16 protein-coding genes are annotated in these 22822 nt (G+C 60.9%); 9 read left to right on the forward strand and 7 right to left on the reverse strand.

Annotation, left to right across the window (positions count from 1 at the left end):
* The first annotated feature begins 9 nt into the window (after positions 1 to 9).
* The 6 genes from C566_RS0108645 (at position 10) to C566_RS0108675 (ending at position 3188) form a co-directional block, all read left to right on the forward strand.
* Positions 10 to 435 carry a hypothetical protein gene (locus C566_RS0108645; RefSeq protein ID WP_018773933.1) on the forward strand — a complete coding sequence of 142 codons (426 nt, stop codon included), beginning with the start codon at positions 10 to 12 and terminating at the stop codon, positions 433 to 435.
* A 2-nt stretch (positions 436 to 437) separates the two neighbouring features.
* Complete coding sequence (locus C566_RS22350; RefSeq protein ID WP_081627282.1) at positions 438 to 656, forward strand: DUF2997 domain-containing protein; 219 nt, start codon at positions 438 to 440, stop codon at positions 654 to 656.
* Positions 653 to 1444 carry a ComEA family DNA-binding protein gene (locus tag C566_RS0108655; protein WP_026266521.1) on the forward strand — a complete coding sequence of 264 codons (792 nt, stop codon included), beginning with the start codon at positions 653 to 655 and terminating at the stop codon, positions 1442 to 1444. Before C566_RS22350 ends, C566_RS0108655 begins: the two co-directional genes overlap by 4 nt.
* Positions 1441 to 2088: a 4Fe-4S cluster-binding domain-containing protein gene (locus C566_RS21145; protein ID WP_018773936.1), complete on the forward strand. Its 648-nt coding sequence runs from the start codon at positions 1441 to 1443 to the stop codon at positions 2086 to 2088. The genes C566_RS0108655 and C566_RS21145 overlap by 4 nt, the downstream gene beginning before the upstream one ends.
* Positions 2089 to 2318: 230 nt before the next feature.
* The gene (locus C566_RS22940) at positions 2319 to 2600 is read left to right on the forward strand and encodes a DUF6308 family protein (RefSeq protein WP_018773938.1); all 282 of its coding nucleotides are present in this window, start codon (positions 2319 to 2321) and stop codon (positions 2598 to 2600) included.
* A gap of 3 nt (positions 2601 to 2603) precedes the next feature.
* Complete coding sequence (locus C566_RS0108675) at positions 2604 to 3188, forward strand: hypothetical protein (protein WP_018773939.1); 585 nt, start codon at positions 2604 to 2606, stop codon at positions 3186 to 3188.
* A 146-nt stretch (positions 3189 to 3334) separates the two neighbouring features.
* Here the strand turns inward: C566_RS0108675 and C566_RS22675 are convergent, their stop codons facing one another.
* From C566_RS22675 to C566_RS21150, 3 genes are all read right to left on the reverse strand, one after another.
* A complete protein-coding gene (locus C566_RS22675) occupies positions 3335 to 3529 on the reverse strand; it encodes a hypothetical protein (protein ID WP_155846809.1) in 195 nt (64 codons plus the stop codon).
* A gap of 1519 nt (positions 3530 to 5048) precedes the next feature.
* Positions 5049 to 8240 (reverse strand): sacsin N-terminal ATP-binding-like domain-containing protein, encoded by a 3192-nt coding sequence (locus tag C566_RS0108685; protein WP_018773941.1) that lies wholly within the window; start codon positions 8238 to 8240, stop codon positions 5049 to 5051.
* A complete protein-coding gene (locus tag C566_RS21150) occupies positions 8237 to 11272 on the reverse strand; it encodes a DEAD/DEAH box helicase (RefSeq protein WP_081627283.1) in 3036 nt (1011 codons plus the stop codon). The genes C566_RS0108685 and C566_RS21150 overlap by 4 nt, the downstream gene beginning before the upstream one ends.
* A 220-nt stretch (positions 11273 to 11492) precedes the next feature.
* On the opposite strand from C566_RS21150, the gene C566_RS22680 reads away from it, so the two are divergent.
* Positions 11493 to 12620: an HNH endonuclease gene (locus tag C566_RS22680; protein WP_231386293.1), complete on the forward strand. Its 1128-nt coding sequence runs from the start codon at positions 11493 to 11495 to the stop codon at positions 12618 to 12620.
* Between the two features lie 585 nt (positions 12621 to 13205).
* Here C566_RS22680 and C566_RS22685 read toward each other — a convergent pair.
* Positions 13206 to 14948 carry a hypothetical protein gene (locus C566_RS22685; RefSeq protein ID WP_155846810.1) on the reverse strand — a complete coding sequence of 581 codons (1743 nt, stop codon included), beginning with the start codon at positions 14946 to 14948 and terminating at the stop codon, positions 13206 to 13208.
* 496 nt (positions 14949 to 15444) lie between these two features.
* Between C566_RS22685 and C566_RS22090 the strand changes: the two genes are divergently transcribed.
* Both C566_RS22090 and C566_RS0108710 read left to right on the forward strand, forming a co-directional pair.
* On the forward strand, positions 15445 to 16041 hold the full coding sequence (locus C566_RS22090) for an NYN domain-containing protein (protein ID WP_018773945.1): 597 nt from the start codon (positions 15445 to 15447) through the stop codon (positions 16039 to 16041).
* A 24-nt stretch (positions 16042 to 16065) separates the two neighbouring features.
* A complete protein-coding gene (locus tag C566_RS0108710) occupies positions 16066 to 16443 on the forward strand; it encodes a hypothetical protein (RefSeq protein WP_018773946.1) in 378 nt (125 codons plus the stop codon).
* Positions 16444 to 16537: 94 nt separating this feature from the next.
* On the opposite strand, the gene C566_RS21165 is transcribed toward C566_RS0108710, so the two are convergent.
* Genes C566_RS21165 through C566_RS0108725 form a run of 3 tightly spaced genes read right to left on the reverse strand, consistent with a single transcriptional unit; the run spans position 16538 to position 22761 of the window.
* Positions 16538 to 19690 (reverse strand): DEAD/DEAH box helicase, encoded by a 3153-nt coding sequence (locus C566_RS21165; protein WP_018773947.1) that lies wholly within the window; start codon positions 19688 to 19690, stop codon positions 16538 to 16540.
* A complete protein-coding gene (locus tag C566_RS0108720; RefSeq protein WP_018773948.1) occupies positions 19680 to 21560 on the reverse strand; it encodes a phospholipase D family protein in 1881 nt (626 codons plus the stop codon). Before C566_RS0108720 ends, C566_RS21165 begins: the two co-directional genes overlap by 11 nt.
* Positions 21553 to 22761: a DUF6361 family protein gene (locus tag C566_RS0108725; protein ID WP_018773949.1), complete on the reverse strand. Its 1209-nt coding sequence runs from the start codon at positions 22759 to 22761 to the stop codon at positions 21553 to 21555. Before C566_RS0108725 ends, C566_RS0108720 begins: the two co-directional genes overlap by 8 nt.
* Positions 22762 to 22822 lie beyond the last annotated feature (61 nt).

A 22822-nucleotide genomic window follows, 5' to 3' on the forward strand; every position in this document is an offset into this window, starting at 1 on the left:
GAGTAACTGATGAGCCTCGAGGTTCTCCTCATACCCATTGGAATCGCAGCGATAGCGGCGATTCGGGAAGCGCGAAGCACCGACCTCTGCGAAAAATGCAAGTCCACACGAATAAAGGACCAGGATCTCCTTCGTGACGCTCTGATCGCCATGGGAGCCACGCGTCTCAGCTTGGGCCAGGGAAGAATCACTGGCGATAGTCCTTACGGACGAATAACGTTTCAGCTCGTGGGCGGCGTATTCCTCGGTCGCGTCGACGGCTCCGATCAAGATGCGACAACTAGCATGTTGGCGGCACTAGACATGTCCGTTGGGGTTTTACTCCAGCAGAGAACAGTCGAGTCATTGCATGCGCGGGCGGCGGAGATGGGATTGACTCTCATTTCGCAAACCAGTGACAACGGCGATGTGCAACTCGTATTCGAACAGGCCTAAGAATGAAAAAAATTACGATAACTGTTTCCTATTCGGGTGCTATTACCGCAGAATCCAGCGGCCAACCGGGCCCGAGTTGTATGGATGAGTTGGCGATGATCCAGGCCTTGTTGCCGGGCGCTGAAATTGCGGATTCTCGCCTGACGCCTGAGTATTTTCAAGTAGCTCACACCCCGCAGGCCGTCTTCCAGCAGACCATGACGAATGAGAGTGAACAATGACACCTGAAGAAAAACTGTGTTCGCGGACTTGGCGGCTGCGGAATAGTGCCGGGGTGCTATGGAGTATTCTCTCGTTCGGTTTGCTGACGGGTGTTGGCTTCCTCATTCGCGGTCTGAAAGCAAAGAACAAACTGTGGATTGGGCTCGGCGTTGGTTTCAGCGTCCTCGGGGTTGCGTTGCTCGTTGCGAGCACGACCTTCGACTCCGGAACAAAGGCGGCGCCGATTCACTCGGTTGCCAGCGATATCTGGGGGTGGTGCTGGTTCCTGACTTTCGCCGGCGGTGTCGCGCTGACGTTTGTCTTCAACAGGAAGTGGCTTATTTGGAAGGCCCACTCGACTGACTCAAAGTGGTATGCGCAGGCTGGCTCTGCGGCTGCTGCTACGTCTCCTTCGAACTCCCCAGTCGTAGGATTCGATCCGAACGCAGGTGCCGCCGCCCTCTCGGCGGCAACATTGCGCACTAGCCACGCGACCACGGCCACACAAACGTCCGGACAGCAGGAGCCGAATTTCGGCACGACACAACCCCTGAACGTCAACTCAGCCTCGGTCCAGGACCTGACCCGACTGGTAGGTATCGGGCAAGACGCTGCACAACGCATCGTGCAGGCCAGACAGGGTTCTGGTCCGTTCAGCTCATTCGAGCAACTCATGTCGAAGTCCGGGGTGCAGCCGCATCTGCTGATCCCGCTTCGAGACCACCTTGTGTTCGGTCCTGGTGAATCTGACGGAACGGGACGCCAAGAAGCCCCCGGCCACGCATCGTCTCGCCGTCTCGACCTGTGACCATCGCTACCCTTCGCATCGGACGGGTGTTGCACGGCACAACGGCCGAAGGTCCGGGGTTCCGGTCGGCTATCTGGTTTCAGGGCTGCCGCATCCAGTGCAGAGGTTGCATCAACCCGCATCTATTTTCGGAACGGGGCGGGACGACGGTAGCTGTCGACACGGTGATAAGCGAGGCCGTTGACGCTGGAGTGGAGGGGTTCACGCTCATCGGGGGAGAGCCATTCGATCAAGCCCTCGCAGGCGGAGCCTTGGCTCGAGCAGCCCAGGCTCGAGGACTTGGAGTCATTGTCTTCACAGGGTACGAGTATGAGTCCTTGAAGAACCGAGACGCTGATGCGCGTGCCCTACTCGCTGCGACCGACCTGCTGGTGGACGGGCCATATCTGGCGGAGAGCCCAGAGACTGTCCGTTCGCTGGTGGGCTCAAGTAACCAGCGATTCATCCACCTGACCGAGCGCTACGCAACGTACAGGCCAGAGCTTGTGGCCAACCGAATCGACGTGCGGATCTTGGCCGACGGATCCATCGATGTTGCCGGTTTCCTCGGAAATCAGCAATTGCAGGCGTTGGCCACGGCGACAAACGCCCGACGTTCCTCGAGAGCAGGACATGCCGCCGCAATTGCTGACGCAACGTCGTAGCCGTCAGCGCTGTGAGGCGCGAAAGGGCCATCCACGTTCAGCTGTGAAGCGGAACGTGGACGGGGCCTTTTCGTGTGACCGGAGCGCGATCGCTCGCCCTAGCCCCTCAGCACCCAGGCGGCGTTGTTCGGCTGCAGCCAGCAGTCCTCGGCCAGGGGAGCGGCGCTGAGCAGCACTGTGCCTGCGGGCAGCTTCACCGGCTCGGTTCCCATCGCGACGGCGACTAGGAAGTGCGCGTTGCGTTCATGGCGCGCAAGCGCCCTGCGCTAATCCCCATCTACGATTCCGTTGTTGGGAAGGCCACCGGCTTTGCAAATGCCGACGGGACGTGGCGTGCGTGGCGTCACGCATTCACGACAGACACAGCATTCACCAGCAGATTGCACTTCTTGCGCTCGGCCGCCGGGCTTGAGCGCGTCTCGCTATTGCGCATTCTCGATGTAACTCTTTGGATGCACGGCACGCATGGCGTCGGCGAGCAGGAGCGTGTAGGCGACACCGAGGAAGCGTAAGCAATGCCAGTTGGAGCCGCCCAGGCCGCATTTTGTACGGCTGCCGCCGGAGACGGGATCCACCTCGAGATGGCCAAGGTTTCCTGGATCAATCAGCGAGGTCATTTTGGACTCCCGCAGGAGGCAGCAGACTCGGCGGGAGCTGCCTTATCCGCGATTTTTCTGGCGCTCAAAGGTGAGAGGGATGCGCAGGCGGCCAAACGGTTCACTCCGTTGCCGGGCGACTTTTATCATGCGCCAACGGGCACCTTTATCGAAACCGATGAGTTGCAGCACTTTACAACCTTCCGGTTCCAAACCCTGGAGCTGTATCCGCCGGGCGTTCCTCTCGGATTCGAGAAGGATGAGTACGCGAGTCTTTGCCGACAGTTGGCGCTGCGTGCCGACAAATACCGAGCCGCAAAGGCCGCGACAGGTTTTGGGCCAGGCGGCAGGCAGCGGCAGCGCGCGCACAACGACGCATTGCGCGACTTGGTTATTCCCGCAATGGGCCACCCACCCGTCATCCGTATCCCGATTCTCGACGACAACGGGGAGGGAGCCTACTTTCGCCATCGCGAAATGCTGATGTCCAGGCTCTCAGGCTGACTAGGGACCCGCTACGAATTAAGATTAATGGCGTGCGCGAGGACTGCCTCGCCCACCCACTCGCCCCCACCGAGACAAATATATGGCGCCTGCCGTAGCTTTGAATCGAGACTATGTCGGGCTGGTTTATGCACTCATTGCAGCCGTCAGTAGGCGTTGAGGGCGGCTTCTAGCACCGGTCTAAGCTGGCCGCGCCGTGATCGGGCGGCGCCACTCATCACCAGGGTTTTCTTACGGACAGGTGCGTCTTTCAGCGGTGACGTTCGGGTTTGAGCGATTTCGGTGTCCCCATCGAGCACGTCATTGATAGGCGCAAAGCCGTGGAGGCTCTCGTCGGGCATGATGACTCTCCCTATGCCATGAATTGGGATGGCGACGATGACTACCCTGCCGACGTCGAAGCCCGTAAATGAGGACGGACAGCTGATAGAAGTCCGAGCAGAACTCAGTTCCGTCGCAGGCTACTGCCTTGGGGGTCCGAACTCGGGTCCCGAATCCCTTAGTTAACTGGTCGTCGTTGCACTGCACTTGACGTAAACCACTGAACCAGCGTTACTGCCGTTACAACGGCTACTTCCGCGGCTTCCTGAGTAATAGCCAGATCCGGGTCGTGGTGTCCTCCGTGACGATCCGCCTGGCCCGCCCAGAGTATCTTCATCATGGACAACAGCGTGGATCTGGTCGGAGCACGCGCATCTTCGCGTTGCAGAGGCAGAGACCAGTCCCCGGTGTTCCTGATCTGCGAGTTGATCTTGCGTAGATGGCTTCCCACGCCGAGCGTGACGGGCACCTGCATGCCCGCTTGTTAGTATGGCGTGATCCACAGCCGCCCGAATGGAGTCTGGCACCCTACGGATTAAACCCTTTCATCCGTACCTTTCCCCGACTCCCCACATGGAGCCCGACTCTTGAAGGACCACATTCAATTGGCGGGCGGCGTGATCATTGGATTGGAGCGCTAACAAGAAGTCGGCAATGCGCACCTGCGCAGTTGTCGCTTCTGCTGAATCACGTATTTTTCTGACATTCCGTCTTCTGCACTGTGGCCACGATATGGAATCGCTACCCCGTATCGTCGCTCCACCTGCCGCACAAGGTCTTGATCAAGGTAATAGTCATACGCGCCGGGGTATTCCTCCGAGCGCTGACGGAGCAGGAACTGTGTCCTCATCCAGTCCCAAAAGGACTCGGTCATCCAATCGGGGACGCCATCATGCTGAGCATCGTATGTGGTGGTGGCGGAGTCTTCGAACCCGAGCGGGCGCGCCAGTTGTCATTCACGGCTCAAGTTTGCCAGACAGATTGTCGTCTTGGTTGTCAGATCCTCGTCGAAGCGCGTTCCCAAAACGGCTGGATCGCGCAGGGCCGCCTCCCGGATGGGAACGCACCAGAGACCGCAGGCCTCCTACGCGTCCGGGGCGGCATGCGTCAGAGCGCTGAGCGCCCCCCGCCTAGGTCATCAGCTCGGCTCGTTCCTGGTCAAGGTACGCCAGGGGCCAACGCTGCCATGCGCATCAGCTAGGAATTGCCGGCGCTGCGGGTGGTGCGGGCATGGAAGTCTGCGGCCGCGGCGCTGAAGTCGGCGGCCCGGACCTTGGTCCGCCCTGCGGCTGCGGCAAGCCGGCAAGCCGCCGGGCGGCGGCGATGACGGAGCTGGTCTGGGCGCCCACATCCCTCGCCTTGACCACCCAGGCAGTCCAGGCCCGGACGAAGCTGGCGGGAATCGGGCAGATGTCCGACGGGACGCGGGGGAGGCCGTCAAGGCTCTGGGTGCGGGCTGGACTCTCCAAATAAGTATTGGCAGCGCCGGATCGGTCACCTCGAAGCGTGCCGCGTTCGAGACTCCGGCCTGGTAGAGCCCTACTCCTCCAACTTGTCGAATTCATCGTCTTCAATCGGCTGGCCCTCGGTCGCACTTAATGCGGCTTGTAAGTCAATCGCGTGCTTGCCTACGAACCGAACCTGAGTAGCCTCATCGGCAAGCACAACGTCGACTGTGATACTTCCCTGATGTCCTACGCCCTGCGCGAGCAAATCATCACGCAGGTCCTCCAGCGACGTGCCTCTCGCATGGCGATACTTTGCTGCGCAGGTGGGGCACAAAGCAAGCCGATTCTCCGCAAGGTCGTGCCTCGCGTTTCTTACGAACTGGACTGCCTCGAAGTAGTAATTGCCCGCAATCTTGAACGGCATCGAGGATGAGCAGACTTGGCAGACCATCAAATGGTCGTCGTTGGTGTAAAGCTGCCGGAGGTAGTTGCGGGCTGAGCTGAGATGGCCCGGAACCTGCACATACACCGATCGTACGCGCTTGTCGTATGAACGAAACGGGGCGTTAGCGGCATGCTCAGCGCTACGTTTTGCCCGCTGCTCCGGCGCAGATGAAGCTGCAGTGGGAAGCGATGTCGACTTTCTGTTCTGAAGCCACTCGCGAAAACCTTCCGGATCCTCCTTGTACACTTCAGCAATTTCGTGAAGTACGTCGACTGATTCGAACCCTAGCGCCTTCGCTCTGGCTTCGTCGCCTCTTTGACGCATGGCCTCTACGGCGGCATTCCGTCCAAACCCTGCGCGGTCCAAAAGAGGTGAGTGCGTCGGCACTGTCAAGCATTCCGCCAGTTCGGCAGAGGTGATGTCCTGCGGGCGGGACAGGTTCCCGTCACGGTCCAGAATCCAGGGTTCAGAAGTTAGCTTCTGCAGCAATTGCGACTGCATATCGTGTCTGCCGCTAGAGCCGTTGGAGCGGTACACAGCGTCGGCGTGCATCGACTGCGCGGACGTCACAAGGGTCCATAGTCCGCGCAGTAGCGTCTCATTACCGCATGAAACGATCACGTCGAAGTGATGGATGCACCAGTCAGAGGAGACCTTATTATGGTTCTCCCTGTCTACCCATGCCCACTTGAATTCGGGGTTGTTCTTCGCGTGGACCGGCACGATCGATAGTCCACGAATGACACCTAGGCTGTTCGCTAGCTCGGCTACTTCGGGCGCGGCGTCAAGATACTTCTCGTATAGCCGCCCGGGTGGTGTGCCGGAGTATTCGTCTGATTCGTAGAGGGAAGCTAGACCCGTCGGTGCGAAGGGCTCGTCCAGATAGACACCGCTTGGCCTCGCCCAGTATGGGGTTCCGTCCCGCCGAGCGGCCACGAGAATTGGGCGAGCTGAGTATGTGGACGGTGATACGGCTTTGTCCTCGATGAGCCGTGCCAGAGTCTTGAGGTCATCGAGATGCTGCTCAGTGATTGCGGCTCTTTCACCGCTGTATGTGCTGAACCGGGCATCCAGCTGAGCTGCCGCGTCCCAAGGCTTGACTCCTGCGTGCCTGAAGAAAGCGTGTACTAGTTCCAGACGCTCAGAATCGTCGGCCCCATCGAACAGGGCTAGGGTGTCGAGCACGAGTCCGTCGACCCGGAGACCTGTTGAGGTTGGCAGGTGAGCCTCGGGGCCGGGAACGTGGCGAGCCCCTTCGCCGTCCTGAACGCGTACTAGAGGCGCCGTGGTCAGCGTGGAGAGAAACTCGTCACCAGCTCGATTTGTGAAATAGTTGGACGTTCGGGCCTTGGGGGCCAAAGCTTCCAGCATGGCGTAGAAGTCACGCAGCGAGGCGTCGTCCTTCGCAGCGATCCACAAGTGCCAGGACTCAAGGCCTGCGCGGTCCACTTCATCGATGTCGTCCTCGTACATGGCTGCCTCGTCATACAGTGTCGCCACCCGCTCAAGTGCCTCGGAGAGTTCATCACGAGCGAAATCCAGCACTTCGAGGGAGTTGAGGAACGCCCCCGCCCTGCCTTCTCGATCCGCCAGCCACCCTGTGGCCAGTTTGCCGCTGATGCTCATGTAGAGTCCGCGGAGGAAGTTCGCATCATCGACCGAGAGCGTCGACCGTATGTTCCGGTTCGATCTCAGAAGTGAGCGAGCTGGTGCGTGTCCACGGCCGACCATTGGGGTCAGCGACTTGATGCCAAAGGCGGACGTGATCTGATCCCGCAGCACGGAGTACCTTGGCGGCAGATCATCATTGTTGTTCGGCAGGGCACTAAGTAGACCGTCGGTGATCAGACCAGCCTTGCGCATGCGCGGAAGCGCGTCGGCGACTAACTTAGCGATTCCCTTCACTAGCGCATCGTTCCCGGGGTCGTCGCGAACGCTATCCCTGGCCACAGTGGAGCCGAATGGTGCGTGGATATGGAATTTGAGCCCCGAGGTCTCCCTGACAGCCGGAAAGTAAATAAACACCTGACCGTGAACGGGCTTTACTGTATAGTTTTTCGGCTCCTTAGGCTTCTTTGCTTCCGACTGGATCGAGGCATGAGGTTCCAGCGCGAAGGCTGCCGCTACAGGATAACTATTGCCCCCTGCCGCCACATCGCCGATAACTCGATACCAGTATGACGGACCGACTTCCTCGTGAATGCTATCGATCTCAACTACGTTGTCGTCGAGGGCGCGGCGTTCGAGTAACCGTTCATCTCCGTCCGGAAGAAAACATGCGATTGAGTGGATGTTTTTGAGAAACAGAAGTGTCGTCCCTGAGATTTCACGAAGTGCACTCGCTACCTCCTTGACCGCACGCCCGGCTTGTTTGTCGGCACGGTCGAAAGGAAACCAGAAAGTCGTCCATCCTGCGTCGGCATGCCCTGGAACTGGTACGGGAATGAATAGGTCATGTATCGCAAAAGAGTACTCGCCCGAGCTGATCACAGGTGTCTGCGTATAGGCGAAAACGGCCTTAAACCCAATACCGAATTTGCCAATGCTCGTTGCGTCGTCCGCCTTAGTTGACTGTCCTATCCCAGTGATCGAGTCGATGTCGTCTAAATCAAAAAGAAGCGGACCATCGTGCTTGACCTGCAGACCATCGGTGCGGAGGTCGAACCTCACCTCACGTGCGCCGGCGTCCTCAGCGTTCTGCATCAGCTCATATATGAAGTGCGCGTTGTCCGGGTAGAGATCGGACAAGAGCTTGCGGAGACCCTCCTCGAACCCGTTGTCGCGTGCCGCCTCGATGTAATTGCGTCTCTTTGTAGAAAGTTCTTCGAACGTCATCATGGTGCCTCCACCTCAAGAAGCGCAGTCGCGAGCTGCTTAGTTATCAGGTCCGATCCAGTAACCGCCCGCTCGTGCTGGGCGATGAGCCTGTCGAACTTGTCCTGAATCGCGGTTAATTCGCTCTGGCGCATCTTCACGATCTTGGTGTCGCTCACCTTGCTGGCGCTTTCCTCGACAACACGAAGTTGTCGATCTCTCTGGGCTCGGAGAGACGCCACCCGGTGTGCACCTGCGGCCTTGGCGCGCACCACATGCTTGTCGCGAGCCGCCGCCCACTCGACAAGGTGGCGCTGCTCGAGCATTTCCGCCTGTTTGGGCTCCAGAATTGCCTGCGGGTCACCATCGACAGCCATCGCGAGGAGGGCGTCCGCGGCAGCTTCCACTGACGCGTCCGTGCTGACATAGCGGAGGGTCAAGGTGTCACGCGAATCGAGTCGGGTCCAGCTATGGACGGCGACGGGATAACGCCCGGGCGGGACCAGGTCCGATCGGACCCGCAGCGATGCCCTTGGGACACCCGCCAAGGCTGCATGTTGCGCGGCGGCGAGGACAAGGGGATGGGTAGCACCGAGCAGCTCGACGTCATCGTCGTCCGATGCGAGTTCGGCGTCCGTCGTGAGCCGGAGGACCAGGGGCGTTCGCCGGATCAACCTTTCCAGACGCGCATCGCCGCCGATGGCGCGCAGGCAGTCGCCGATTTTGGCAGCAGCGTCCTCGTCTAGCCGCACGACGGCAATCCTGCCCGGCTGCAAGCTAATACTGCGCCTCGACAGACTCTCTAAATATGAACGGACAAGCCCACGGATCTTGTCGTCCTCAAGCCATTCGCTGCTCGCTTCGGCGACGCGAGACTCAAATGATTCAGTCGTCAGCCCGAGAAGTTCCCCTTGCTGGTCCTCCAGTCGCTCGAGTTCCTGGATGCGCGCGACCTCGTTGTCAGCGAGCTGGCGGAGCCGCTCCTCGCGGTCGGCCTCGGAGAGCGTCAGATCGTCGGCGATCCTGCGCAGCTCTGTGGTTACGTCGCCAAGGATCTTCTCGCTGCCTCCGAGGGCACGGTGAAAGACGCCGATACGCAGCAGGCACCGCTCGTAAATTTCGGCTTCGATCGTTCCGTGCGTGAGTATGTTTATGATCGCGACCGACTCGCTCTGCTGACCACGTCTGTCGATGCGCCCGATTCGCTGTTCGATTCGCATTGGGTTCCACGGGATGTCGTAGTTCACTAGGGTGTCACAGAACTGATAGTCGAGCCCCTCAGTGCCCACCTCGGAGCAGAGCATCAGGTCGATCGCATCGGGGTTGTCCTTCGGAAGCTTGAAACGCCGGCGCAATGCGTGCCGATCCTCGTCAGGAACTGCGCCGTGGACGACGGCGACGCGAACATCCCAATCGCGCGACTGAGCTTCGATGTATCTCAAGGTGTGGCGGAACGTGCTGAAAACCAGGATCTTGTTGTTGTCTTCGGCCTGTTTGTCCTCTACTACCCGTTGGAGGACGTCGACCTTCGGGTCGGGGAGCCCCTCCAGGTCTGCTGCCAACTGGCCAATCTTCCCTATTTCTTTGCGCAGGTCGGCCATAAGCGGGGGAACTAATTCCGAGTCGGGGGCGTCCTCACCCATTTCTGAGAACTCGATTTTGTCGAGACGGTTTTCCAGCAATTGCTCAGCAAGGGGGGCGAGCGCACTAATCGAGCTGGCTGCTTGGCGTCGGAGCATGGACAGGAGAAATTCGACGGGCATCCCCGGCGCTTGAAGCTCAACGATCCTACGGCCAAGCGCGAGCACAGTGTTGTAGACAACTTGTTGGGCAGGCGTAAATTGAACAAGGGGTGCGCGCGGCTTCCTCGTGGTGAACGTGCCTATATCCCGACGCCTCGTGCGGCTCACGATTGTTGAGAAGGTATTGAGGTCCTCCAATGTGCGCACGACCCGAATGCGCGCGCGTGCATCCTCTGCTTCGCTGCCTAGCAGATCCCGCACCTGCCCCACCCGAGGGTCGACCGCCATTACCTGGCCTCCCCACGCCGTGGCAAGCGCACCATCGAGAGCCCGACGCACATCACGCTGCCACTCGTCATGTCCAGCTCGGGCTGCTTCGATGGCCTCGTATAAGTAGTGGTTTGGTTCAAGCATTTGTGCGAAGTCGCGCTCCGTCGGCACGATGTCGTCACGCAGCAGGTTCACTAGCGTGAAAAGGTCTTGGCTGTCCGTTTGCAGCGGAGTGGCGGACAGCATCACGACTGCATCGGCTGACTCGGTGAGGCGCCGGACATTCTGATAGGCGAACGTCGACCGGTTGCGGATGTGGTGCGCCTCATCGACGATAACGACATCGAAATGCGGGCCTGGGGCGAGGTCAACCAGTCCGATGCGACGGATACCGCCGTTGCCGTCGCTCCCCACGAGCAGACGTTCATCGAGCAGGGAATACGGGAGGATCGCTTTCGCGAACCGGGATGGCCATTCGCCTTCGCGGAGCGACTCCTCAAGGCAGAATCGAAGGTCGGAACTGTTCAGATGGACGAAGTCCTCGTCGAAGCGCTTGAGTTCGTTGCGCCACTTTTCGTCGACGACAAGGGGTTTTGGGCAGATTACTAGGACGGAGCGCGCGCGCTGGCGCGCCTGAAGCTCCTTCAGAATGAGGCAGGCCTCGATCGTTTTGCCGACACCCACGTCATCGGCGACCAGAATCCGTGGACGGTCCGCCTGAACGATCTTTAGGACTGGGCGGTACTGATACGGCTCATAGTCAATTCGCCCGACATTACGTGCGTGCAGATAGCCCGTGTTCTTATCGCGCAGCAGCTCAGACGTTAGCCCTGTGCGCAAGCCAGCAGCGGAAATGGCCTCAGGGTTTGAAGCTTGTGTGACCGGCTCGATCTGCGACGCGAAGTATCCGTGGACCCCGCTGTCATGAAAAACGTCATACCTGAGGATGCCACCAATATCGCGTGAGCCGGAGACTACACCGACGATTTCCGGACGGGCCACAAGCCGCACCGTCGTGCCCGGCGCCAAGCCAGCCATTTTCATGTCGAAATGTCCCCTTTTGTAGATTGAACGTCAGTGTATAGGGGCCTCGGCCGTTCACGGCGACGTCACCCTCAACCTGCGGCGTTGCGTCGAAATCGAGCCTTCTTACGAGGCCTGTGCGGTGGGGCAAATGGTAAACGCTCATCACGCACGTCTGGAAGCTGACAGTCGACAGATGTGGCAGGGAACCCTCCGTGTCCTTTCCCGCTATCCTGGCGACATGAGACGTGTATTTCCTCAAGCTCCCGTAGTCGCAGGGCCTCATCTGGGTACAAGGGAAGTGGCCGCGATGATTGGTCGCCATCAGAGCACTGTGACTGACTATGTGCAACGGGGCATATTTCCAAACGCATATTTGGCCGACGATATTGGGAACCATCAAACCTTTAAGGTCCCCAAATCCGATGTTCTCCGATATTTGAACGACCCATTGCATTCGCTGGATTCCCGTATTCGACAGGCAGCGCAGGCTTGGTTAGCAGTCCGCACCAACGACGGTCAGGACTCAATCGGCTATCTCGATCTCGAAGATTTCGAATTTGAAGGGACGAGATTGCCGTTAAAGAGTAGACAGCGTGGCATCTGGAAACCTCGCCAATTGAAGGCAGCATTGTCCATTAGTACAACTTTTCGGCGCCCGGGTGAGGACAGGCCTTACGAGGACGAAGTCGGTCCAGACGGGATGCTGCGCTACAAATGGCAAGGGGATGACGCCGAGGCTTCCGATAACAGGGCGTTGCGCACCGCCATGCACGAGGGTCTTCCCTTAATTTGGTTCTTCGGGGTCGCCCCAGGGTTATTTCAGCCGGTATTCCCAGTTTTCTTGATAGACGAGGAGGTGGAAAGCCAGCAGTTCATCGTGGATATTGATCCACAGCGAGTACTTCTCGACAGTGACGCTGGTCCTGAATCACCGATGGAAATTGCTGTCATAAAGCGCTATGGAACGAGAATCGCCCGTACGCGGCTCCATCAACGGCTATTTCGGTCCACGGTCCTTCACGCATATGGAACGAGCTGCGCCATCTGTAACCTGAAGCACAAGGTGTTGCTGGACGCCGCTCACATCATTCCGGACACGGAGGAGGACGGGGTGCCGACCGTGGTCAATGGCATGGCAATGTGCAAAATTCACCATGCAGCGTTTGATTCGAAAATCCTCGGAGTCCGACCGGACCTAATAGTCGAAATCAGGACCGACATTCTGGCCGAGGTTGACGGCCCGATGCTGAGGTATGGTCTCCAAGAGCGGCATAGGCAGCCACTCATGAGCGTCCCATCTAAACGTGCGGAGCGTCCCAGCAGATCGCTTTTAGAAGTTGCCTATGCTCGTTTCAGGGAAGCTTAGAGTGCCTGCTAGTGCGGACTGGCTTCAATCGAATAAGCCAGAGTTGCTGCTCTGGGACTCGGTCTCGCCGGCTGCTCTGGCACGCGACATACCAGAGCGAAGAGATCCTGGCCGCGCTGCAGTAAGTTCGCTGGAGCTCGGCAAGGACGTGCAGCACCGCGGGTCGCCGCGTAGTGCTCGGCGACGTCCACGGCCGCCGTCTTCGTCATGGTCAACGAAGACGACAAGAAGCATTCAGCCACGACCATGTACAAGAACGATGCCTCAGTCTGGAGCTGTTCCGCTGGGAGTCGCAGAACGCGAACGCGACCTCGCCGGGTAGCCCGACACGCAGGCGGTACCTGGACCGGGCTGCGCATGGCTCGAAGATCCTGATCTTCACCAGGGGCACCTCAGGGCACGAGACCGGGCTGACCGTTCCCTACACCTGCCTCGGGCAGGTGGATTATGGCAGTATGCGGGGCATGAAACCGATAGCGATCACGTGGGAGCTGCACAGGTCGATGTCGGGGAATGTGTTCGCAACAGCGGCCGCAGTGGCGCAATAGGTAAGTAGTTGTCCGGCGGAAATTTTGATCCTGCGGCTCATTTCTCCCGCATGATCGTCACTGTCGGCATGAAGCTAATGTCACCGACGTCGTAACCCCCGCGGGTGTGGGCGCTTACCAGGACCGTCTTCGGGTCGTTCCGTGAACTGCCAGGGGCCCGGCGGTAGAACTCCCGCACTTCGTGCGCGCTTCTGCCGCCGTAATTCGAAAAGAAGTCTTCGCGGAGACCCGCAGTCGCGAAACCGTTCTCGATGACGACCGGAATCAGCCAGTCGCTATGCGGCTTGTAGGTGAGAGTCCGTTGGGGTGCGGTAGTGGGAACGTCGAGGTAATTCCGTCCGCGCGGTTCTGGTGATGCTGGCGCCGACCGGCGGATGTGGATGCCCTTTCGAAGCTTGACGGCCGCCTCCGCCATGAACTGGGAGTCCTCTTGGTCCATCTCGCTCAGCTTCGCGTGGCGTGCCACGGTGATCAGCCGACCACGTAGGGGGACGTACTGTCCCAAGCTCATTCCCTGAACCCAATCGGACATGGCCCCGAAAGTGACGACCGCCAGCTGGGATGCATCCTGCTCTACATGCCAGAAAATGAAGCGGCTCTTGCCCGTGTCGGTCAGGACACCGGTGTGCATGGGACGAAGATTAGTGAGGGCTGTCTGCGTGCCTCGTGGTGTCGCGTTTCGGCTACTTCTTCGGGCGCCGGACCGGAGAGTGTTACTGACATCGTGGTAGGCGAATAGACCGAACTTCCCGTGGCAGACCAGGCTAATAAGGCTTCGGACGGCTCTGTCTGTGAGTTTCCGAGGATCTGTGTCGGACGAAAGCGCCCTGACATTGCGTTCGTCCAACTTCAGCACCGAAGCCAGGCTGCGGAAGAAAGCGGGATGATGCTTGGGTGCAAAATCGCCGAGCGTCATTTGTAGGTCTGCCAAGGCCGCGTTGCCGGGACCTATGGTCGTGGGGATGGGATCCGTGCGGGGTGTGGCGAGCGTGATGCCTGCCGGCTCAGGAGCGGACTCAGGATCGATTTCCCGGCGGTGCCGGCGCGCGTCGAGTTCGCGCTTGATCTTGGCAGCCATCGGGCTAGAAACAGCGGTCGCGCCGACTGCCGAGGCCTTTGGCGCAGTTGAGGTGACGGTTTTTGGCTGAGCCGCTGCAAGAGTTGCAGTGGATGGTGCACCGTTCCGCTGCATTTCGGAGGCGTAGGCACGATTCCGTTGCATCGTCTGCGCCCCAATTCGCCAGTGGTGCCTTATGATTCCCGGCCATGCTCGGCTCGGGAATCGCTTTAGGTCTTGGCGCGTCGGAAGGTAGCCGAAGGCAAGCAGACTGGCCTTGAAATCTGGCTCTATTCGGTTGTAGTCAGCAAGGCTGATGTGGCCTTTTGGGTCCGGTCTGTAGGTGGCACGGGTGAGCAGCTGCGGTTTCGGTGCCCCGGCAGCAAAGCGCCGAAGATGCTCCACCTCTTCCGGAAAGAGACGGGTCTGACTAGGCCTGGCACTAAGCCGGACCCCGGCGCGACGTGACTCGCGTTCAAGCACGTGCAACGGTAGGCGGGTCTCCTTCACGATGTCGCCGAGCAAAACGGTTGCCGTGCTAGCCCCAGACCGGGATTTGCCCGAACCACGCTTGCCCCCAGCTCCATGCGTTTTTCCGACCCGGGTATTGCGTGCCGGTGACGAGGTCCGCGCCCGTCCTGCTGAATCGTCCGGCGCAGTATCCCAAGTCTCTTGTTTGAACTTCCGCAGTGCGGCCTGTTGCTCTTCATCGAGCGCGCTCATGTGTCCCCCAAATTGCGATTCTTTCCACTGCCGACAAGGTTATCGGTCAGCAGCGACATTTCTGCTGCCGAGTAGATGCACCGAGTCGGAGCGTCTCTTTAATGCGTGGCTGTTTCGTCGGCCGCTGGTTGCCCGGGGCGGATGCTTGGCGTCGTCCCTGCGGGCGCCGGCTTCGAGAGCCGGGGTCCTGTGGGTTATGGCCCCAGTGGCCCCGAAGCCGAGCATTCCTTCGGGGCCACTAAGGGTGAGACTTGCTTCGAATTTGACATTCTGCGCCCTGTGCCTCACACTCAAGTCAACGGAACTCCCCGCACCTCAAGGTGCGGGGCTTCTTTTGTATCTGGCCGATTTATCTATTCGGAATATCCTCCGAATGGCACCGAAAGACATGCTGTAGTTCGAAGAACGATTTGAATCTTGTTCCACCAGGAAATCATAGATCTAAATGCCGTCACGTAAACCGTGGCGGCTTCACCTGTTAAAGGAGATAAATACTATGGATAGAATCGCAGTCTTTCTCGATTATTCGAACGTCCACCTTGTGGGGCATGACCTCTTCGCCAGAGATTTTGAGAAGTGGACCACGCATGTTTCGCCGCGCCGCGTTGCTGAATCAATCATGTCAAAGCGCAGGAAAGAGGGCATGCTGGCGGGGGTCTTTCTTTTTCGAGGCAGCCCAGAACGATTCTCGGATCCCGAAGCCACGAAGATCTTTCGGGACGAGCAACGCCGATGGGCTGCGGATCCGTTGATTCATGCCACGTACTTGCCCCTCCACTATGCGAAGTATCGCGTTCAGCCCAAGGAATCGGGCGTTGATGTTCGTCTAAGCCTGGATCTGGTCAAGACGGCCGAGTCTCATCGGTTCGACACGCTCATCCTCTTCTCGGGGGACAGCGATTGTTTCCCGGCTGTGCAGGACGTAGTTAAGACCACGACTCATCTGGAACTGGCAGCTTGGTCCGACGGCAGGGGATACCCCGGAAATCGCATCGCGCAGCAGGCCGCAAAGCATTTTCGTCTGTGGACGCATCGCCTCTCAGAGGATGACTTCTGGGACTGCCAGGACAACCAAGACTTCATGGCGGCCTAGTCCAAATCGAGCAGGAGTAACGGAATGTACCAGTATTCAGGATCATGCAACGGCTTCGTGAACACCCTTCGCGGACAGACGGTGACAATGACAGGCAAGGTTGTTGTCTCCGGAGAGCACGTCAAACGGGAGAACTTAGCAAAGATCATCAAGACCAAGGGCGGGAGGTTCAAGAATGACCTGACGGGTCAGATATCTCTCCTCGTTCATGGTGACCTGAGCGGCCAGGTCGTTACGAATATGAAAATTCAGTTCAGCGACAAACTACTCGATGTCATCAACCAAGATCGTCGCCAGCACCACGTGTGCGTGGTCTCCTCTGCAGGGTTCTCCGAGTTATTGAACGGCGGAACCGCAAAGTGCCTCCATGACGTTGTCGCCGACCGTGCGTCGGCGGTTTGAGCTCAGAGTGTCAAACGCCTGCGGTGTCTCCACGCGTCGCAGTCTGCCTGCGGGCATGGAGACATCGCGCCGTGGGCCTTGGCATACCACCGAGCTAAGGCCGCAAATTCAGAGGCCGTATCTCAATCCCGTCCTTGATCAGACCCAGCAGATCATCCTGCCGTGCCTGGCCCAGCGTGAGCCGGTACTTCGCCAGGCCGGCAAGCATGTGCTTCGTCCTCGGTACGTCCCGGCTCAGCGGGTGATCCAGAAGCCGCCGCTCGATCTTGTGCTGGCCCCGGTAGATCCAGTGTGGAGCGAACTCAGTGGTCTCATTCGTTGTCAGTGCGGCGACCGCGTCTGCGGCCACTGTGAAGATGGACTGCCAAGGATCAGTGACGCCCGGCTTCAGAACGTCACGGCCATGCCGGCAAGCGACATTCTTCCGCACTGCATGCCCCAAATACCGGTGCACCCGGCCTTCGCGCTGTTCGAAATCGACAGGGTTGCCGGGCACGTTCCAGTGGATGACCGAGTGGGCCCACCAGTGGAAGTCGATTCCCTCCTGGCCTACCGACGTAGACGCAAGCAGGAAGGGCCAGAACGGGCTGTTGAAGGCCCGACGGACGTCGGGCATGCGGTTGCTGTCGCCGTCGTCCGTCTTGGCGTTGCTGTAGCGCACGGCGAATCGGCTGCCCATGCGGAGATCCTCGTGGGAACCGTCCGGATATTTCGCGAGCATCTGCGCTGGCTTGAGGGACAATGAGCGCCGGATGTCATCAGCAAGCGACCACAGCTGCTCGGCAGTTACCAACCCGGGGGCCTGCTGGCTGCGGAGCTGGAAGACGTACTCGTCCAACACGGCCTGGAGGTTTCCCGCCTCGCAGTAGCGCAGGACCTTTTGCCAGTAGTCACCTTCAGGGTAGAGCTTGTCCAGCAGCTCGGTTGCGTCGAGCCGGTTGAACAGCGTGCGCAGGCCGGTCGCTGCGAACACAGCGGCCTTCCACAGCTCGGTGCCGTCAAAATCGTCCGGTACTACGCGCCTCAAGGCTCGGTAGAGGCAGTTGGCGGGGGAATTTACGGCCAGATCTTCAATCCCGTCCTCCCAGCCCGCTGCTTCTCCCACAGACGCCTCAAGCATCCGGTCAACGTGGGCCAGGTAGAGCCCCGCCTCGGAGCCACCATCCTGCTCGGCGTCCGCGTCCTCCGAGGCTTTGCCCTGCTGCTGGGTGTACTCGTCCAGCTGACGCAGCTCCCGCGTGGCCAGTTTGGCATTGTTCTTCCACTCTGCCGGCAGGGCACCCGGCACCGAGAAGTAGGACGCCCAGGCACCGAGCCGACTGGCCGGATCAACGACGGCGCCGCCAACGATGTCCTTGCCTGCCGCTGCCGCGGCCTCCCGCACCGCGTCCCCGGGCACCAGGGAACCAGTCATGGAGGCACTCTCCAGTGGGTCACCCGCCAGTGCCAGAGCAGCGTGGGGGATGAACAACGCCAGGGTGGACATGGCCTGGGGCTCACCGTCGCGGACGCGGAACCTGAGCCGGCCACGGAAGCGCTTGCGGGCCTCGGCCGTGTTTTCACCGTGCAGCGGTGACCCTTCCAGAATCTGCCGCTCTGCCTCGTAGGAGAGCATCGTGGTGATCGCCGTCGGGGCGGCGTTCCAGGCGGAGAAGACCAGCTGCTTGGTGACGTCCGGGCCCACCTCGGCGAACGCGCCGGAAGGTTCCACATAGGGGAGCGACGGCGGCATCCACAGCAGCTTCCACCAGCCCTGTCCGACGGTGTGCTCGCGCACAGCCCGGAATTTGGCATTGTCGGTCTCCACAGCGCCGTAGCTGCGATAAGCGTCCGGGTCGATGGTCGCGAGGGCCGGCAGCACCGGGTTAACGGCTTCCCGGTCGCAGTGGATCCTGCCGTCCAGCATCCTGCCGACCTTGTAGTCAGTGAGGAAGTGCGCGAACATCGGAACGGATTTCCAATATTCCATCGGATTGCCGGTGCGCGTTGCCCGGAACACAGCGGACAGGGACTTGTAGCTGGTGAGGTCTCCGGCCCGGACATCCGTCGGTGCCATCTCGATCACGGACAACATGTCGTCTTTGCCCAGCTGGGGCCGCTCCGTGCGGCTCATGAAGAGCTTCAGGCCGTCCTCGATGCGGTGGGTCAGCGCGTCGTCCGGGACCTGCTTCAGCAGCTGGGTCCGGCGCCCGTCCAGATCTGCCTCGAGGCCCTCCATGTACCCCGGCCGTTCGCTGCTCAGGAAACGCAGCAGCTGCCGGAAGTCCGCGGCGTGGTCGTCCCCGTCTTCCTCGTTCGCTCCGGTGTGCGCCTTGTACGGCGTGGCCGAGAGCAGGATGAGTTTGGCGCCCTTGTAGTTCAGGAACTGCCGCGCCAGCTCCGCCGCGGAATCCTCGTCGTCGGGCGCGGTGCCGGGGGAGTAGAGCAGATCGCGGAACCGCTGGAACTCGTCCAGGATGATCAGGTCAGGTTCCAGACAATCCAGCCCGGCTTGGGCCAGATCTCCCCGGAGCCCGCCGATGATGGCGCTCATGCGCGGCCGGACCGTCTCCGCCCCATCGCGCGCCGCCTCGCGCAGGGCCTTGCGGAACGCCGGAAGGTTGCCGCTCTGGTGCGCCAGCGTGCGGAAGCGGTTCCGCACGGGGACCGCGAAACCGTCGGGGAACTGCTCGTGCATGTACTGGACGCGGCGTGCAAAATTCTGTGGGGAGGCGCCGGCGCGGAGCAGCTCGACGGCGTCGTCGTGCTGTTCCTCGCCGATGACGCCAAGCTGCGTGATGATGCGGAAGAGCACCGCCCGTTCTTTGGCCTGGCCGGTTGCCCCTCCGACGTTGAACGACGTGCCCGGAGTCAGCGAGATGAAGTTGACGCGCTTCCGGGTTCCCGGCGCGGCCGGAGCGTTGAGCTTGGCCAGCTCGGTGGGCAGCAGTGTCAGCCGGCCGGACTCGATGATGTCCTTCTGCCCGGTGACGTTCAGCCGGCCGAGGTTCTGCTTGGCCAGGTCAGCGTTCGAGCAGACATAGACGACGTCGATGCGGTTCACCCCGGAGTCGGGCCGGTCGAGCAGTTCAATGGCCTTGGCGATGACGCCGCGGGCCACCATGCTCTTGCCCAGCCCGGTCTCGTCCGCGACGAGGAAACGGTCCGCCGGCTGGTCATCCAGATAGAGGCGCTTGAAGACGTGTTCCACGGTCCGGCGCTGAAAGCCCCGGAGGCCGTCCAGCGCGGGCGTTGCGTCAAACCCCATGAAGTTCCCCCATGTCTAGTGCCTCGGTGGCTGCCGTCCACAGTGCGTGCAGCTGCTGAATCTCCGGATCTTCGCCGCGAAGGGCGAGCAGCCGGTCCATCACTACTTTCAAATCCGGGAAGACCGAGCCGGCGTCCGGACCCGCCATCGCGCCCACCATCGCTTCGAAGAGTCCCGCGGTGGAGCCATCTCCGAACCCGGAACCGGCGAACCATCCCGTGCCGGTTCCGGACCCGGGAAGGGCGTCCTCCGGTGTGAGGAACAGCAGCAGGAACTGCCGGAGCTTTTGCGGATCGTCCAGCTGGCGGGCGATGATCTCATCCAGTCGTCCCACCGGATCGGTGCGGAGGCTGCCTTGGATCACCGTGCTCTTGGACAGTCCGGCGACCGGGTCCTCAAGCGTCAACACCAAGTACGGGGTCACGTCCGCGAGCGGTATGGCGTGGAAAACGTGTTTGTGCTGACCGCCAGAGGGCGCGACGACGGCGCTTGGCTGGGGGAGAGAGAGGAGCCGCAGCTTCGCGGTGAACTCGGGCTTGGGCGACCAGTCATGGGAGGCGGCAACCGTGAAAGTGTTTTTGGCATCGCCGTCGGGGACGGCGTCGAGGAGGAACCGGTGCGCTGCAGCCTCCCGCAGCGCGTTCTCCAGCCGGAAGGCTGCCACGTCTTCTTCTGTGCGGGCCGCGCCGCCGGTGCCCAGGAAATCGGCGAAGGGCACGTCCTTGAGACTTTCCCGGATGCTCTGGACACCCAGGCGTTTCTTGGCTCCCCGCATTTCCAGCAGGAACTCCACGTTCTTGGTGAAGCCTGCCTCGGTGGCGTTGGCCGACCCCAGGAGGGCGTAGGTGTAGTGGTCGTAGTCGCAGAAGTAGGCCTTGGCGTGCAGTCCGGTCAGATCGTCCGCCACGCGCTGGAGTCCGGATTCATCCGTATCACTCAAACCTGAGTGCGACGACTCGGGGATGCCGCGCTCGTCGAAGGCTTGGAACGAAGTGCGGGTATCGGCAACCGTCTGCTCTTGGAGGAGGTCCAGTTGATCACCCCGCGAGTAGACGTAGAGGTTGTCTGTCCATCTGTCCTGTAGCCGGCCGAGCAGCTTGTCATCGAGGAAGGGAGAAATGACCAGCTTGTCCCGGCCGAGGTGAGCTCTCTCACCGGACTTATTGTTGAGCGCGATGAAGTTCTCCGGATCGCGAAGGTGCGCCACGATTGAGCCCTGTTCGAAGGCTTCGCCCATGCCCATCGGACGGAAGGCCAAGCGGTGGATGTCCTCGGGCAGCTCCCAGCGGACGTTCGCCAGGCGGGCGGCGAGGCCGCGCACCCTGGCCAGCCGCCCGGCGTCGGGCGTCACTGTGCAGAGGTCAGGGAGCCGGGCGATGAAGCGGGCCAGGGGCCCGCTGTCTGGCCCGCTATCCTCGGCGACGTGCGCGAGTTCGCCGTCCAGCCGGACGAGGAGGTCCCAGCTGGCGTCGGTGGTGAGGTTGCGGCTGCTGCACAGGAAGCGGTAACGGCGTTCGGTGTCGTTCTCGAATTCGAGGAGCCAGACCTTCGGGTGGAACAGCCCGCGCCGGACGCTGACCTGGTGGACCATCGGTTCCAGCAGCGCGAGCAGGTCCGAGGCGTCCGAGGGTGCTTTGATGTGGCCGGCCTGGCAGAAGATGTCTACGCGGTCGGAGACTTTGCGCAGGGCGCTGAGCACCGCCACCGGATTGGTGAATTCTTCCCCGGAGCCTGCGACGAAGCTCAGCGGTACCGACAGGGCGCTGGTCATGTCCAGGGTGAAGGTGGTGCCCACGGCGTGAGAGAGCCGGAACCCTGCCGGCGGGCGCAGCTGCTGGGTGAGTGCCTGCCTGTTTGCTGCCTCAAGCATTCGGCTGCCCTTCCAGTGCGAGTCCTGCGTGGATGTCTAGGACGTTCCGGCGCACCTGCGTCCAGCGGAAAGTCAGGGCTCCCACCCGGGCCGGCGGCTGCCAGGCGCGGAGCCGGCGTTCGTTGCGGAACCGCGAGTTGGACTTCTTCATGAGCTTCTCCCGGGTTTCGACGGCGGCACGGAATTCGTGGTTGTCGATCAGTTCTCCGGGGCTTGTGGCTGCCTCGGCCATGGCCCGGGCGAAGCCGGCGGTGTTGCTGTTGATGCCGCGGTTCAGGGCCGTGGCCCGGTCGATGAAGCCGTCGACATCCCAGCCGGCGAGGAGCTCGCGTTTACTGTGCCGCTGCTCCTCCCACGCTGCGAGGAGCTCGTGTGTGGGCTCCAGGTTGTCCGCTCCAGCGGAGAAGACCTTTGCCGAGAGTTCCGCGAGCAAGTGCTGGTAGAGGCTGGTGGCGCCGTTGTGGATGAAGGAGAACGCCTCTGCGTCCTTGAGCCACTGCGCGGGGTCACCCTGAGCGCTTCGGCACGCCGGGTCCAGCCAGGGTGCCCAGAGTCCCGGCGTGGGGCTGACCTCGGATCCGACTAGGTGAGCCAGCATGGTGCCCGAGCAGGTGGTCAGGATGCGTTCCTGCAGCCAGCGGGCTTCGTCGTGGGTCAGCGTGAGACCGCGCTCCTCGGCCTGGGGAAAGCCGGCCGGAGGCTTGGGGAGAGTCTGGTTCCAGACCGAGTAGATGTTTTCGCCGTCTTCAGGAGTGGAGGCGTCTGCGCACATGAGCTGGGCGACGGCGGAGCGGTCGGTGTCCGGGCTGACGATGCCGTACGTGCGCAGGGCGGTCCAATAGGCTGCCGAGGGGAGCTGCTTAACGTTCCGGCCGGCGTCGCTTCCGATGTAGCTTTCTTCGCCGATCTCTTTGAGCCTGCCGATCAGCTGCCGCTCTGATTCCTCGGACCGCTTGCGCAGGTCTTCCGGGTTTCGCGTGCTGCGGTGGGCAGTTTGATAGGCCCACGGGACGAGGAGCATGTAGCGCGCGCCGAGGTGCAGCACGGACGTCCCCGGGAACAAGCTGTTGCTGATTGCATCGCGCAGCTGGCCCATGCCGAGGTCATCGGTGGTTTCCGGCGTGCCGAAGAGCTTCACGAGCTCGCGCATTTTCGAGTTTTCCTCGGTTGACGCGTCGAGCCAGGAGATGAGGGACGTCATGGGGGTCGGTACTCGCTTCTATCGGCCGGTCAACGGTGGCAGTCCCGGTTGATTTCTTAGG

This window comes from Arthrobacter sp. 131MFCol6.1, from assembly GCF_000374925.1.
Lineage (GTDB): Bacteria > Actinomycetota > Actinomycetes > Actinomycetales > Micrococcaceae > Arthrobacter.

Coding starts and splice junctions, on each gene's coding strand:
- C566_RS0108645 (WP_018773933.1), top strand. CDS start 10: ATGAGCCTCGAGGTTCTCCTCATACCCATTGGAATCGCAGCGATAGCG.
- C566_RS22350 (WP_081627282.1), top strand. CDS start 438: ATGAAAAAAATTACGATAACTGTTTCCTATTCGGGTGCTATTACCGCA.
- C566_RS0108655 (WP_026266521.1), top strand. CDS start 653: ATGACACCTGAAGAAAAACTGTGTTCGCGGACTTGGCGGCTGCGGAAT.
- C566_RS0108675 (WP_018773939.1), top strand. CDS start 2,604: ATGCCAGTTGGAGCCGCCCAGGCCGCATTTTGTACGGCTGCCGCCGGA.
- C566_RS22675 (WP_155846809.1), bottom strand. CDS start 3,529: ATGCCCGACGAGAGCCTCCACGGCTTTGCGCCTATCAATGACGTGCTC.
- C566_RS0108685 (WP_018773941.1), bottom strand. CDS start 8,240: ATGATGACGTTCGAAGAACTTTCTACAAAGAGACGCAATTACATCGAG.
- C566_RS21150 (WP_081627283.1), bottom strand. CDS start 11,272: ATGAAAATGGCTGGCTTGGCGCCGGGCACGACGGTGCGGCTTGTGGCC.
- C566_RS22680 (WP_231386293.1), top strand. CDS start 11,493: ATGAGACGTGTATTTCCTCAAGCTCCCGTAGTCGCAGGGCCTCATCTG.
- C566_RS22685 (WP_155846810.1), bottom strand. CDS start 14,948: ATGAGCGCGCTCGATGAAGAGCAACAGGCCGCACTGCGGAAGTTCAAA.
- C566_RS22090 (WP_018773945.1), top strand. CDS start 15,445: ATGGATAGAATCGCAGTCTTTCTCGATTATTCGAACGTCCACCTTGTG.
- C566_RS0108710 (WP_018773946.1), top strand. CDS start 16,066: ATGTACCAGTATTCAGGATCATGCAACGGCTTCGTGAACACCCTTCGC.
- C566_RS21165 (WP_018773947.1), bottom strand. CDS start 19,690: ATGGGGTTTGACGCAACGCCCGCGCTGGACGGCCTCCGGGGCTTTCAG.
- C566_RS0108720 (WP_018773948.1), bottom strand. CDS start 21,560: ATGCTTGAGGCAGCAAACAGGCAGGCACTCACCCAGCAGCTGCGCCCG.
- C566_RS0108725 (WP_018773949.1), bottom strand. CDS start 22,761: ATGACGTCCCTCATCTCCTGGCTCGACGCGTCAACCGAGGAAAACTCG.